General features: G+C 37.0%; 9 protein-coding genes. All 9 read right to left on the minus strand.

The features are described from left to right. Positions 1 to 510 precede the first annotated feature (510 nt). A complete protein-coding gene (locus tag FLEMA_RS0166365; protein ID WP_144080211.1) occupies positions 511 to 1,278 on the minus strand; it encodes a hypothetical protein in 768 nt (255 codons plus the stop codon). A 1-nt stretch (position 1,279) separates the two neighbouring features. Further along, positions 1,280 to 2,089: an AHH domain-containing protein gene (locus tag FLEMA_RS0166370; RefSeq protein WP_026998143.1), complete on the minus strand. Its 810-nt coding sequence runs from the start codon at positions 2,087 to 2,089 to the stop codon at positions 1,280 to 1,282. Between the two features lie 52 nt (positions 2,090 to 2,141). Beyond that, complete coding sequence (locus FLEMA_RS0166375) at positions 2,142 to 2,570, minus strand: hypothetical protein (protein ID WP_026998144.1); 429 nt, start codon at positions 2,568 to 2,570, stop codon at positions 2,142 to 2,144. 2 nt (positions 2,571 to 2,572) lie between these two features. After that, positions 2,573 to 4,075 (minus strand): RHS repeat domain-containing protein, encoded by a 1,503-nt coding sequence (locus FLEMA_RS0166380; protein ID WP_026998145.1) that lies wholly within the window; start codon positions 4,073 to 4,075, stop codon positions 2,573 to 2,575. 273 nt (positions 4,076 to 4,348) lie between these two features. Then, complete coding sequence (locus FLEMA_RS0166390; RefSeq protein WP_026998146.1) at positions 4,349 to 5,089, minus strand: imm11 family protein; 741 nt, start codon at positions 5,087 to 5,089, stop codon at positions 4,349 to 4,351. Beyond that, positions 5,086 to 5,547, minus strand: coding sequence for an AHH domain-containing protein (locus FLEMA_RS0166395; protein WP_026998147.1), 462 nt, complete (start codon positions 5,545 to 5,547; stop codon positions 5,086 to 5,088). The genes FLEMA_RS0166390 and FLEMA_RS0166395 overlap by 4 nt, the downstream gene beginning before the upstream one ends. Before the next feature lie 176 nt (positions 5,548 to 5,723). After that, on the minus strand, positions 5,724 to 6,155 hold the full coding sequence (locus FLEMA_RS0166400) for a hypothetical protein (RefSeq protein WP_026998148.1): 432 nt from the start codon (positions 6,153 to 6,155) through the stop codon (positions 5,724 to 5,726). Between the two features lie 32 nt (positions 6,156 to 6,187). After that, on the minus strand, positions 6,188 to 10,504 hold the full coding sequence (locus tag FLEMA_RS0166405; protein WP_026998149.1) for a DUF6443 domain-containing protein: 4,317 nt from the start codon (positions 10,502 to 10,504) through the stop codon (positions 6,188 to 6,190). A 53-nt stretch (positions 10,505 to 10,557) separates the two neighbouring features. Further along, positions 10,558 to 15,648, minus strand: coding sequence for an RHS repeat protein (locus tag FLEMA_RS0166410; RefSeq protein WP_026998150.1), 5,091 nt, complete (start codon positions 15,646 to 15,648; stop codon positions 10,558 to 10,560). Positions 15,649 to 15,653: the final 5 nt, after the last annotated feature.

Consider the following 15,653-nt stretch of genomic DNA (forward strand, 5'->3'; position numbering starts at 1 on the left):
GTTGCCCATTTTTGTAAACCATCGACCCGTCGTATTCCCAATATTCGCCTGTTGAGTAGGTTCGCTTTAAGACCCTTCCATCACCAGCATAAGTTATTTTTATCCATCGGTTATTCGTTAAGCTGATTTGCTTAGGAAGTTTTAAATACGGGTCATAGTCTATTTGGCTTATCTCTTTATTAAGGTCTTTTTTTAACGAGCCGTCGCTATAATAATCATAATCGTTGGTAACTGCATTTCGATTTACAAAATCTACAATATTATCACCCGAGGCAGACTTTAAGCGTTTGGCATAATCATAACTAAAATATATCTTCGTTGATTCCCCAATTCATTACTGATAATGAGCAAATTATCTTGCTTGCCATTTATGACAAGCAAGTAAAAGACAATATCTCTGAAAAGGAATTGAAGGAACTGCTCGAAGATTTGGAGTAACAAAAAACTCCGAATGGATATGCCCCCGTTAGACTCTAACTTTGAGGAATATCTACTCGGAGCCTCTATTTTTTATAAAAAGATTAGTTCACAATAATTATCCCCTAAAAGCTCTGCTCGTCTTTTGGCGAGCGTTTGGCTTATAGTTCTTACACCTGTTATCTTTTTCTCTTCAATTGCTTTTAATAAGTTTTCAGAAATATAATCTTTGAGTGATAAAAATCTGCATCCCCAAAAATCAAGATTTTTATCAAAATTATCATTGAAAACCATTTTTTTGCACTTTAATGCTGGATATCCTGTATGAAAAATATTTAAATATTCTTCATACGTACTAACTTTCAATCCATCTTCTTTGAGATTGAGATATTTTGTATGAAAACTGGTATCAAACTCAGATTTATCAAACTCTAATACTTGACTTCCTGTTTCTTTTTGAAAATAAAAATACCAATATCCATCTACCTCATTAATTTCATTGTTTTTTTTATCAGGTTGGTAAAAAGTGACTTTGTAAAAATGATGTGAAGGTAACTTAAATTGCTCTAATAGCTCCCGAAACTTTGAAGAAACTATGTAACCATGAAGCAATGAACTTAGATAGATCAAATCAGTGTGTTTGGCATTTTTGTGCATTGGTAAGCCTATTAAGTTTAGGCTAAATTCAGGTTTGATACCCGATAAAAATCGTAAATCTTTTCTATCATCAGGCCACATGAACGCTTTAATTTGCTGATTTTTAGACCAAAAATCAGTATCAAACCATACTTGGCTAGTTCCCGTTTTAATACCTGTAACTTTTGGATCTCCTCCATCGGTAGTAAAAGTAAAGTAATTCATGTTATTTAAGAGTTCTAATATAATCATTTAAATTTGAGGAACTATTGTTGGCTTTTTGAATAACTCCTTCCATTTTATCAACCGTTTGCGTAATATGTTGAATTGTTAACTTACCACCATTTTGTGTTGCTAACTCTGTGAGTTCTTTTGCTACATACTCACTATATGCAGGGTGATTTCCATGAAAACCTTTATTTAAAGGTATCAGATTGCCTATGTTATCAATATCAAAGTTTTTTAGTTGATCGAAAATGGCAGCATTATCTTTATAAACGCCTTTAGGTATGATGTGATGTAATTGTGTTCCTGCCGGTTTTAATCGCCTTATAACTAATGGGATAGCAGCTTTCATCACTTTCATTTTGGCCATACTACTAATGGCTTTAGTCCCCATTACAGCCAACTTGGTACCCTTCATGTCTGTTCCTAAAACAGGGACTGCTGAAAGTAAATTTAGGCCTGCACTACCATAATTACCCCTATAAATATCAATACCTGCGTTAACAACTCCTGCTAATGTGCCTGCTCCAGGGTAAAGACCTATGCCATCTAGCGTAAGCTGTATATTATTGAGCGTACTTTCATCTCGTTGGGCTATAACGGTAACTTGAGGTAATATCGTACCATCATCTTTTCCATCGCCATTAACATCTGTTAAACCAAAAAGGTCGATATTGAGTACGGGATTATTAGAGGTGTATAGATAAGGTGAAAAGTCTTCATCTGCTTCCGCCAATGCATCAACTCCCCACCATCTACCAACAGTCTTATCATAATACCTAGCTACAACAAGCGGGAGGAGTACCTGCATTTCGATTGACTAAATCGATAGTACTATCTTATACACTGTAATAACATTTGTACTATTTACTATATACTCTAAATAAATTCTCCATATCATTTGAGTTCCTGATTTCATTTAGTATTTTCTTTTTATAATTTATCTTATCCCAATATTCAGGATAATTTTTGATATCACTTTGAATTATTTTTTTTAAATCTTCAAAAGCATAAGTATGCAGTATATTAGATAACTGTATCGATACATGAATAAAAGGATTAAGGAAAAGAAGATCTATAGAAAAGTATGTTTTAATTCTTTCTACTTTTTCAACAATAAATAAATTGCCTACTGAATCATATAACTTTAAGCCTTCGTACCAGCCACTTTTAAACGTTGCCAATGTACATCTTTGTAATCTTGACATATTAGGAATGGAAGATACAGTTTGATTTGTAGCGATTGCAAATACAGGAAAATGTATATCATCAGGTGTTATCATTTCGGTCATCTTTATTTTTGAGAAATTTTATAAGCCTTACCTGTGGTAGAAACGCCAAATGCCCATGGCCAAGTAGGAGTTCCATAATATAATCGTTGTAAATAGTTTAGATTAAAACCACTTTTATTAATTTTTCCTTCAATTGCGTTGTGTATTTCTCGCCAACTATAACCTTGGTCATAGAGACTTTTAGGTAACGCCTTAAAATTCCAAGGTTGGTTTTTAAGCCAATTAGGAATTTTTTTACCCCATTGGTTTCTTGGAATTGCCCAGTGATGTATATCTTGATATGGTAAAGCATAGCCTTTTTGTACCGCCCACTTTCTTGTTGCACGCCATGTATGACTCCCTAATTTAATCGCACCCTTTATACCTGCAGTAGCCAGAGATTTGACTAAAAACACATCAGAAATTGCCAATGCAGTATGTGCTAGACCTGTCCAAGTGTCTCCTCTGTCAAAAGCATCAATCGCATCTGCTCCCGAACCAACTACTGGCATATATCGCCATGCACTATCTTCACTAAGTCCGCTTGCTGGTTTTGTATCTTCTGTCTTTTGGGTTTTGTCATCGTCTGGGCAACAATTATTTTCTCCGTTAGTGTTATCGCTCTGTCCTATGCCATATTCTTGTTGAACATTGTCCCAACTTACCTCCTTTCCGTTATCTTCATACTTTCCTGTTTCCCAATTATATTTCGATGCCAGACCATCAGGGTCTATCATCAAAATTGGATTATTCTCGGCATAGTTGTATGGTGTTAAATGTTCAAAATCATCCGCCAATGCATCAACTCCCCACCATCTACCAACAGTCTTATCATAATACCTCGCTCCAAAATCATTGATGCCACTTAATCCAAAGAGCGTTAGGCTTTCTTTATCTTGATACTTAAAGCGGTTCTCAACACTATTTGCCGTTCCTGTACCATTGAGTTCTATACCAAATGGGTCATAATTGGTGCTTTCTACCTGTTGTAATACACCTGAATTACTCTTGAATGATACTCGTACATTACCTAAATGGTCTTTGATATTGTATTCGTAAACCCAAGCATTACTCACATAGGTAGCTCTCCCTTCGGGCGTAGATAACTGATACGGTTGCCCATTTTTGTAAACCATCGACCCGTCGTATTCCCAATATTCGCCTGTTGAGTAGGTTCGCTTTAAGACCCTTCCATCACCAGCATAAGTTATTTTTATCCATCGGTTATTCGTTAAGCTGATTTGCTTAGGAAGTTTTAAATACGGGTCATAGTCTATTTGGCTTATCTCTTTATTAAGGTCTTTTTTTAACGAGCCGTCGCTATAATAATCATAATCGTTGGTAACTGCATTTCGATTTACAAAATCTACAATATTATCACCCGAGATGGCATCCTCTACCTTGTATAACTTATTGCCAGTGTAGGTATAGGTCAGATTGTCCATTAGGCCATAGCCACTACCTACTTTGCCATTGCGTTGTAAGGTAGTAATATTTCCATTTTTATCATAGGTAATTAAGGGCATTCCATAATTCTCAGATTTACTCCTGCATAAACAGCAGACTTTAAGGCGTTTGGCATAATCATAACTAAAATATAGCTTCGTTGATTATCCAATTCATTACTGATAATGAGGAAGTTATCTTGCTGACCATCTACGACAAGCAAGTAAAAGATAATATCTCTGAAAAGGAATTGAAAGAACTGCTCGAAGATTTAGAGTAACAAAAAAACTCCGAATGGATATGCCCCCGTTAGACTCTAACTTTGAGGAATATCTACTCGGAGCCTCTATTTTTTATAAAAAGATTAGTTCACAATAATTATCCCCTAAAAACTCTGCTCGTCTTTTGGCTCTCTCGGGTGATATTGCCTCATAACCTGTTATCTTGGCTTCTTCCATTTTTTTCAATAATCGTTCTGAAACATAATCTTTTGAACTTAAAAACTGGGTGCCAAAAATATCTAATTCTTGGTCGAAATTTTGATTGAATACCAATTTGGAAACTCTCATAGCACTACCAGTTTCGTAAAATACGTTCATGTAGTCTTGGTAAGTCTGAATATTAACCGTAAAATCTTCACCAAAATTTCTCTTGTGGTAACGTAAGTCATATTCACATTTGGAAAAATCAACAGTGTTTTCACCTGTTTCCATATCATAGACAAACCACCAATAGCCATCAACAATTTTATCCTTTTGTATAAAGGTAGTTTCTAAAAATTTATGGTTTTTAGGTAAATGACTACTCTCTAATATCTCTCGTAGTTTGTTATTGACCGCAAAACCTCGTATTGAAAAGCCAATATAATCAGTATGCTTTGATTGCTTTTCCATAGGAATTTTAATCAATGGTTTAGCAAATTGTGTTATTCTTGCCCACGACCGCCATTTGTCTTTGCTTTCATCACCAAAAAACAAATCATCATACCATTTATTATTGTGTATAAATTCATTATTATAAATAGTTTGTCCTGCCCCATGCTTTACCCCGACAATTTTAGGCTCAATTGACTCTGTTAATCGATAATAGTTCATTTGAAGAAATTATTTAAAGTTGTTCCTGATGACTTATATGCAGCTTCTGCTTTATCAATAAGTCCATGCATATTATTGATAACTCCATTAATGTCTGATATGGTTAATTTACCATTGACATCAATTATAGATTGCAATTCGTCTCTAACATACTTTGTGTAAGCACCATGTTTAGCGTGAAATCCTTCTTGTAAATATCGTAGATTATCACCAGCATCTATGTCGAACCCTACCTTTGATATAGCTCTACCAATGGGTTTATCCATAAGACTCTGAGGTATAATATGATGAATCTGATAACCATCAATTTTTGTCCATTGAGAGTATTTTGCCGTAGTAATAGCACCATTGTATTTGCGTACTCCAGCAATTCCTACCAATGCACTTTTGATCACCTTCATCTTCGCCATACTACTAATGGCTTTAGTCCCCATTACAGCCAGCTTGGTACCCTTCATGGCTGTGCCTAATACGGGGACTGCTGAAAGTAAATTTAGGCCTGCACTACCATAATTACTTAATGGACTTTGTTCAAAACGATTTGGATATACGTATTACCATACAATGTATTTACCAAAATCAGAGCCCTACTTTTATACGCCTCCCAAATGCCTTAGGAGAGACATAAGAAGGGTTACCAAGGATACATTTGTGCAGAAAAATTAACATAATATTTCCCTTTCACTAAACTATCTTCATTAAAAGAGACTTGAAAAATTCTTTTTTTCTTATAATCATCACTAAATCGAAATTCATCATCCATGTATTTTGGATAATCAAGAGTATCATTAATAAAGACTATATTTGATACAGGTTTATGATGGCTTATTGTATCTACATACTTCATTGCCCTTTTTAAAAGAAATAATTCGTCTGTACTGTCTTTGACAACATAATTTCCAACATAAACTGTGTGAAAATATGATCTTATTTGGTGTGACACTTCTAATTCAGAGTAAAACATCAAAATTTTACTATTTCTAACGCTTTCTATGTTTTCTTTATCTTTACAGCTAATGCTTATTGCGAAAAAGGAAATTCCTAATATTGAAATTATTTTTTTCATGCTATTTTATACTTCTAATCTTATGTAAAACATTAAAATTTAGTTTGAATATTTCTTGTTTTGATATGTTCTGTTTTTATTTGAACTGCCCAAGGAAACGGATTATATTTATTGCCTCTACCATAATTATGTTGTAGATTATACATTTCTGATAAACCAGGTAAGTTACTGTTAGCATCACCACGACCAGCACCAAATATATCTCCAATTTTTATAGTCATTCCAACTTTGCTGCTTGATATATTTGTAATATCGACTTGCATATACTGATACCCTCCCATTACAGTCCAAGAAAATAAATTATCTCTAATAATTCCACCAAAATATTGTGGTCTTAGACTTTCAAGAGCTAAGTTTCCATCAAAATCAGATAATGTGCTATTTTTGCTAAAATAATTTAAAGCAACTTCTCCAAACATTCTTACAAAGCTCTTAAAAGAGCCATTATTTGAAATCAAATTAGCCATGTCAGATGTACTTGCAAAGTTTATGGGAGAACCATCCCCATTTAAAAAATGATTTAGTAATATATTTCCATTCCCTGTCAGAGAAAATGCAATCCCTATACTAAAATTTCTTGTAAAAGAAGCCAAGGCATCTTCTTCGCTATCAGTATCTCCGCTGATACCAGCTATTGGTGTTCGCCCAAGGTCACCATCAGAACCACTAAAACTCCCAATTTTATATGACAGTCTTGTTTGTTGAGCATCCTCTCTTTTTTTTCTATCCTTATTCCTATTTTCCTGCCGTGCTTCATTCTCTGCATCCGCATCACCTCTAGCTGCTACCCACTGGTCAGTAGTCAATCCATCTGCTCCAACCGACGACATCCCATCGGGGTCAATGAAACGTAAAGGATTATTATTATTATATTGATAAGGCGAATGCCTTCTTGATATATCCGCCAAAGCATCAACTCCCCACCAACGTCCAATAGTCTTATCATAATACCTAGCTCCAAAATCATTGATGCCACTTAATCCAAAGAGCGTTAGGCTTTCTTTATCTTGATACTTAAATCTATTCTCAACACTATTTGCCGTTCCTGTGCCATTTAACTCTATCCCAAATGGGTCATAATTGGTGCTTTCTACCTGTTGTAATACACCTGAATTACTCTTGAATGATACTCGTACATTACCTAAGTGGTCTTTGATATTGTATTCGTAAGCCCAAGCATTACTCACATAGGTAGCTCTCCCTTCGGGCGTAGATAACTGATACGGTTGCCCATTTTTGTAAACCATCGACCCGTCGTATTCCCAATATTCGCCTGTTGAGTAGGTTCGCTTTAAGACCCTTCCATCACCAGCATAAGTTATTTTTATCCATCGGTTATTCGTTAAGCTGATTTGCTTAGGAAGTTTTAAATACGGGTCATAGTCTATTTGGCTTATCTCTTTATTAAGGTCTTTTTTTAACGAGCCGTCGCTATAATAGTCATAATCGTTGGTAACTGCATTTCGATTTACAAAATCTACAATATTATCACCCGAAATGGCATCCTCTACCTTGTATAACTTATTGCCAGTGTAGGTATAGGTCAGATTGTCCATTAGGCCATAGCCACTGCCTACCTTGCCATTGCGTTGTAAGGTAGTAATATTTCCATTTTTATCATAGGTAATTAAGGGTATTCCATAATTTTCGGGGCCAATACCTGTGTAAACGGCTGATTTAAGGCGTTTGGAAATGTCGTAACTAAAAGTATAGCTTCGTTGCTGGTTTTGAGCATTTGTCCATGTTTGCTTGCCTATATTGCCGTCCCATTGGTTGCTTGTTTCGTAATCTAAACGATAGGAAAACAAATCTGATTCTGAAGCATTGGGTACTGGAACACCTGTAGAATTGAGATTTATGCCCAAAAGTCCACCTCTGATATGATAACGATAATCAATCGTTTGTAGAGCCGACAACTGAACAGAGCTAGGAACAACCACACTATTGGGTGGTATTTGCTCCTCAACTAAAAAGATATTAAGTTTCTCCACATTGAGTGGGTGGGTCATTATGCTATTAAAAATATAATTATTTTCGTTGTTGGGGCCTTGGTAAATTACCATTCCATCAAGCGTAATATCTTCAGGATTATATCCATAAACAATATAGTTGTTGAGGTGTGTTACATTTCCGGGGTCTGAGAACACTTTGGCAAATACATAACTTATGTCGTTGCCTCCCCCTTGGTAAATCACCATTCCGTCTCGATTGGCATCGCCTGCCCAAAGAGCATACCCCAAGCTTGTATTTTTGCGTTCTCCCCCATCGTAGTCGGATACGACATTATAGATTTGAGCAGGCGTTCTTGTAATAAAATTGACAGTGGTAGTAGTGCTGGCAAAGCTTACCGCCTCGGCTGTCATTACACCAAGGTGATTACGGTGTTTTATTGCTACATAATAGTTAGCATTGGGTAAATTGCCTAGGTTAAGGTCGGAAACACCGTCGATATCGACTATATCGCCATCGGCTTGTAACAATGCAGAACGAGTTTTGAGAATATTGGCCGAATTGCTTGCAGACCTTAGTTCAACAAATACCCAGTCAACAATCGCATTGGGCGTTCCTTGATTAGCGGCCAATACTTGTAAGGTAGTTTGTTCGTTTCCACCACCGCCCACATGGACAAAGCGTCCACCCAAGGCGGTATAAGGCTCTAGGGTGGGTAGGTACCCAGAGCTAGCCATGCTGGTGTTCATTTGGCTTACGCCAATACCTCCTGCAAGAAGGACTTTTCCTTTTAGAAACTTGTTGCTGACGATATTAGAATTGGGGGCGATTTTTTTCTGAATAAGTCGGCCAACCTCATCATATTTTAGCTGAGCTATTTCGGTGTTGGTTGTAGCAGAAAAACCGTGTCGAACAGACGTGGGTCTATTGGTAAGGTCATAAGCGTTTTGGGTATTTTCTATAGTACTTGTTCCGTTGGCCAAAGTCCAATAGTTTCGTTGGGTTAGTACTTTTCCATCAAAAGCATACAAAAAATCTTGCCTATCAATTTTGTTGTATACATTATGTTGGAGATGCTGAATTACTCGTGCTTTTTTGTCGTAATACATAGCTTTATATAACCATGTGTTATTTTCGAGATTTTTGGTAGCACTTCCTGTCTGAAGCCCTTTAGCACTGGTATATGGCTGAGAGGCATAATCGTTAGCAATAAAGAACATCCCTGTTGGTAGCCAATATTGATAATCATCAAAATATGTAAGTGTATAAATATCTGCAATCGTTATGTTAGATGGATAGCTACTTGTAATGGTATAATACGGGGCTTGAGTAGATATGCTTTCAAATCTACTGCCTGTCCAGGCATTGGCTTCGGCTTGTAGTGTTGCTTGATTTCGGGTGTCGGTTTTGATACCCGAAAGAATAAGTCTATTGTAGTTATCATATTTGTAAAACTTCCATAGATTAGATTGACGTTGAAGCCCATCCTGTGACCATACCATACGATCCCATTTATCAAATACAAAATACTCCCAGTCGGCAGAAGGTACTTTCTTGCTAACTAATCGACTTTCGTTATCATAGACATAATAAAAGATTCCCTCATTCCAGTTGCTGGAATTAGCAGTTAGGGTTTGGTTTAGGTCGTAGGCATTTGGCTGAATAACAGCTACGAGTCGCCATAGGTTATCGTAGATATAATAGGTCGAAAGCCAAGACTCAGTATTGTCCTGAATCTGTTTGAGAATAAGGTGTCCAGCAGCATCTTTAAATTCAACTACTTGATGTCCTTGCTCATCGGTAGTTCTAAGTTTGAACAAAGTTCCTGCAACGAAGTTTCCACTAAGAACAATATCTTTAGCGGAATTCACTTCGTATCTACGGATATTCTCAGCTGCTACTTCATAACTGGTATTGATAGCCCTATTGGTATTTTGCCAAGCCTGCCCAGCACCATACTGCTGCGATACTCTGTTGAGGGGAGATGCCTCATAAACAGTTTTGGAGAAAGGAGCATTATCGTTGTCATAAAAGCTCTTCGCTAGCGTATTGACATCACTTACATGCCCGCCTGTAGCATTGGTAGTTGGGGTGGGTAAATGCGTAGTAGAGGGCCTACTTATGACATCGTAAGACACATTATTTAAAATAATATCTTTATTATTAGGGCTTTGTTGATAGCCAACTTCTTGTAAAGGCCGTCCTAAGCCATCAAAATACTTAATCGTTATAATAGCTTTTGAAGTGGACAAACCATCTGTTACAATAGTAGTAGGCTGTGTAAATATACTTTGCCTAATGGCGTTTCTTGCTGTGGTAATTGTTGGGGATTGACCAAAAGTCTGGCTATACAGCAGGGTATAGTAGAATATGAAGCTATAGCGTAATAGATTTTTCATAATCAGGGTAGTTCGATGTTTAAAGCAATGATAAGTCAGTCAATGAACTAGCTCTAAAAAGCTAGTCCATTGATGGTTGTATTGGTAAAACTAGTTACGTTGGTTGCTCCGTTATTGTCCCTTACAGTTAGGCCAATTAAAAAATTGCTACCTATGTTATTATTTTCGGTGGGGTTATCCCAGCCAAAATCATTCCACGAAGTTTGGGTATCGTTTTTGTAATATACCTTCAATTGGTTTCCTATTTTCTCTAGTTTTAGCCATGTTTGTCCAACAGGTGATGGAGCATAGCCCACAAACTCTACGCTTCCTGCAATATCTCGTCGTTTTAGTTTCCCAACATTGCCATTGCCATCTAATATAATCTCAAAGAAAGGGGCATCAGGAGCATTAGAAGTACGAATCATAATGCCCGAACGTCGACCATCAATAGCGGGCATACTACTTATTTTGGTAATAAGGGTAATATCTCCCGAATAGTTTTTGTACACCCAATGGAAGGTATCTGTATTGCCCCATACCAAGCCACTGCCATTGAGTGTCAGGGTTGGATTATTATACTGAGTACACCCCCCAGTAACAGGTCTTCCTACGTCCTGAGTTTTCCACCCTGTTGGTAAAATAGGAAATACAACTTCGTTAGAAGCAGTGCTGTTACAGCCATTGCTTGAACATAAAGCGGTAATATTTTGGGTAACCTGAGACGGTAAGGATATATTGCTTCCTGTCATACCGTTGCTCCACAATACTGTTCCTGAACAATTACTTGCAGATAATGTAGACGAGCAAGTGGTATTACTTCCAATGGATATAATTGGAGCCGCTACAGTACAGTTTGGCACATAAGTACTTGAGGCTGTATAATGGTAAGATGTAGCACTTAAATAGTTATTGTCTAGGTCTTTGGATGCAGTAAGCCTTCCAAAAGAATCATACACAAAAGAGGTGGTTTTTCCAGATGGGTCTACTATAGATTTTAGTCCGATAAGTGGCCAATAATCGTAGCTTGTGGTAAGAGCATTAACAGTTTTTGTTTTAAGGAAATTGTATTTTGTTATATCAGAGTCATTCCACCAAGTCATAGTGGTAGTTAAGCCCCCTTTATCGGTATAGCTTAAAGGTTTACCAGATGTACTATAACTATTAAAAGTAACTTCCGTTCTCAGTGGGTCGGTTGTAGCTATCTGAGTTTTGATGGTTTCGGGGGCATAAAATATATTATTCCATTTTTTATAAGAGGTAATTTTGTATGAGGTTTGTACTGAAGCGTTGGTTGTTGTTTCCTCAATTACAGGACTTACGATATTGTTACTGACCATGCCTGCATAGATACCATTGGGGTCTTTATTAAGAGCAACCATATCTTTGGGGTAGCTATAGATAGTAGCCAAAGTATTAGCTTTAGCATCTATGTTTTCACGCTTGGTTATTTGGTAATGATTACTAGCAGTATAATAACTTCTATTAATAACAGTGGTAGTGTTATTTTCAAAATAGGTTTTTTCTGTTGTAGAAGCATTGTACCAAAACTCAGCTTTAACCTTATAATAAACTTTTGCAAGTTGTAAGCCAGAGGTATTAAGATTACCCCCCATTAGGCATTTCATTCCTGTGTAGAAAGTGGTTGTGTTAGGTTTTAAGGTAGGTTCATACAAAACCTCCTTAACCTTATTGCCAGCGGCATTATAGTATATTTCCTTGGTCAACATCCCATTTCCCAAATACTGTGTGGTTGGTATATCAGGAAATAGTACGCTACTAGGTACTTCATCGGCTTGATTTATATATTCATAAACCGTTTTTCCATTATTCATTCCTTGTTCTTGAACAACCACCCTATCATAACCAATAGCACTTCCACTAGCAGAATTGCCCAATGGCGAAAGGCTATAGGCATTCATTTCTACAGCCCAATATTTGTTGACACAGTTAGGAGTCCACATACCATTATTCATAAATACCGATGCCTCTTCTTGAATACGGAGTTGTTCTTTGTATCCTGTTATAAACTTGATAGCTGGACGCATTTGTTTGCCAGAAGTACTTCCACTTTCTTTTGTATAAACAAATACCTTTGTTTTGGCAATATTAGCATTATCCTTGTCTGTAATCTTAGCAATACGGAGGCCTCCTACGGCTACCTCTTTGTAATCGGTAGGATAATATTTATTTAAAGTTAATGTGACAGATGGAATTGGAAGAAAAGCAGAGCTTGGGGCATTAGTAAATACCTGATAGTTTCCTGTAGGCATTGGAATACCCTGCTCTTCGATGACTCTATTACAATAAGTACAAGTTCTGTACACCCAGTCCAGATAAGTCCTAAGTCTAAAATTAGGATTAGCCGTACTAGTAATTTTGGCATACCAAGTATTACTATTAGTATCATTTACTCCTGATGGCCCACAGACAGTTCCACCGCTATTTGGAGGTGTTGAGCAGCTAAGAGTATACTTAATATCGGCCATATATTGTACATCTCCAGTATAAGGAGGCACTGTTAATATTGAAGATTGATTATTACCATAAGAAGAAAGCGTAATTCTTTCAACATCGCCTGCCCCACCCCAAGCTTTGTGCGATTCATATTCAAATTGAGTATTTCCTCCTGTTGGATAAATAATTGCTTGTAGCGTGCCGTATTTTGCATAATTAGGGTCAACCTCTCTATCGATACCAATATCGAGCGTGTTACCAAAACCCATTAAAACAAATTTATATTCAAGTGTAAATAAATCTTTGCTACCATACATTTTAGGATATACTAGCTTAGGAATAATATGGGTATTGATGGTACTATTGTTAGCTACTTTGCCATTGTAGTACCCCCAATAGTCTTTAGCCCATGACGTTTTTGAGGGTAATACCACAGGCGATGTAACTTGCCCACTGCTATTGACTACATCGCCCGAATAGGAAAACTTGTAGCCTGGCAGTGTATTAGATCCACTATTTTCTTTTTCTCTGAGTCCGTCCAAACGCAATCTCAGGTTATTAAACTTTTTATTGATTTGTGTTACAGTTGGATTCTGTACCATATCAACAACATTGCTATTAAAATAGCTATATGTCAATTGCCATACTTTTACTTCGGTACTTCCCGATAGAACACTGATTGCATCGATTTTTTGTGGCTTTTTAGGTAAATTAGGATAGCTTCTATCATCTATATTACCTAGGTAAATGGCGGTAGGGCTATTTGCTCCAAAAACATACTGCTGAATATCCTCTCTATCAGACAATGAGAAGTTAACAGAGCTTGCCCCTTTATCAAAAACAATACTTTTTAAATAGGCATTTCGTGTAATAGTAGCCGAATAATTAAACCCACCAGCCTTAGGGATTAATGTATAAGGGCTCATACAATTGCCATCAGCTTGAGGCTCAACGCCAGAATTAAAGTAGACTTCATTGGCCGCTAACCTACTTGTTGAATAGTAGGCCGAAGTTTGGTCATAGTTGAAGATAACCTCATCTTGGGTATTTGGAGAGTTTATTTTACTTAAATACCATGATGTAATAAGTTGACCATTACGCATAGAGTTATAGCCTAATACAGGCATAGTACTATAGTCTGAGTTTTCATATCCTTGTGGAGAACCTCCTGGGCCATATACTGTAACAGCAACTTCTTGTTCTTCAAAAGTATATATTATGCCATTGCTTAGTTTTATTACCCATCTGTATTTAGGTAAAGTACCATAAGCAGGAGGTGTAGTTGCCCCTGACACTAGGCTACATGTAATCGACACATCTGATTTATTAAGTGTGATTCCTTTCAGAGGAAATCCTGTAGATGTTTCTAAAATAAATTTGCCCGATTCTCCTCCGATATTATAATAGAAAATATCTGGTTCTGTATCTATCCCCGGAAAGCCCCATCCCGAATCTGTAATATTTGCTTTTACGTAAGGGTCTGTTTCAGGATTGCTAGCCAAAGGTTTGAAGGGAATACCTTTACTTCTCAGATCATCTAAATTCCTGATAGTCCTAGTGATAACTCCGCCAGTATTGAGTGCCCACCCAAGTCCAACATTAGACGCTTCTTCTTCTACCCTGATACCACCATGATGATAACTAAGGCTAATAGGCACAACAATGTCTCCCGAATTGATGGTATACAAAGGAATAGACGTAGATGGCTGTCCTGTATAAAAGTTAACGGGCATATCACCATATTTACCTAAAGATGCTGCATTAGGAGACGGTGGCGTAACACTCGGCAAATAGCTTGAAGGCGAACTTGTGGCTGCTATTTCGGCTGTAATACCAGGGCCTTTTGTTCGAGACTCTACTATCTGAATTGTATCGGAATAGCTTTGTTTTTTACAGGTTTTTGAAGCAGCCAAAGTATTGGTTAATAGGTATTTACCCACAGCAAGCTGAGATGGTGTAAAGCTTCCATCTAAATTAAGAGGCATTTTGGCTGTAATACTCCACTCGCCAGCCCGAGCAGTACTATCCATGATTGGGCGATAGCTTGTACTATCTGACAAATCGTAGACTTTACTGATAAGTTTAAATTGAGCCGTAGGACATACTTCGGTTGGTGTACATGCTTTGATCCTGATTCGTTCAAGATGCCTAAGCGTTAAACATTCGTTTATTTCTACCACGTTGCTGATATAATAAACCCCCGCTTTACTTTTTAGGGTATTGATATTTCCATCAACATCGATGCTTATGTTGGTAGAATCACCACAAATAAATCGCCCTAAAAGCGTATTAGCATTTTTTTTGATTGGAGACAAAATACCCGATGCTTGACATACCGTATTAGCTCCGTACGAAAAAAGAGCATTACTTTTTGTACTTTTTGCAAGCACATTGATAGCAAACGAAGCAGCATCACTTTTACAGGTGCTATTCTCACATCGAGCATAGATTGTACTGCTTGTACCAGCTTTTGACACTACAATATTCGCCCCCATATCAAAGGGTTTTATATTAGGGTTTGTAGCAGGGTTTTTGGTGTACCATAAAACAGTAGCGGTACATCCTGTAGCTGACAGATTTAAGTCTTTTCCAGAGCAAGTGGTTCGAGTACCTACAATAGTTGGACTTGGACATGACTGTGAAAATAGCAACGAAGTCGTGCATGTAGCTAGAATAACTAGCGTTAGTCGTAGAAAAAAAGTTTTCATATATG

The sequence above is a fragment of the Flectobacillus major DSM 103 genome (assembly GCF_000427405.1).
Classification (GTDB): Bacteria; Bacteroidota; Bacteroidia; order Cytophagales; family Spirosomataceae; genus Flectobacillus; species Flectobacillus major.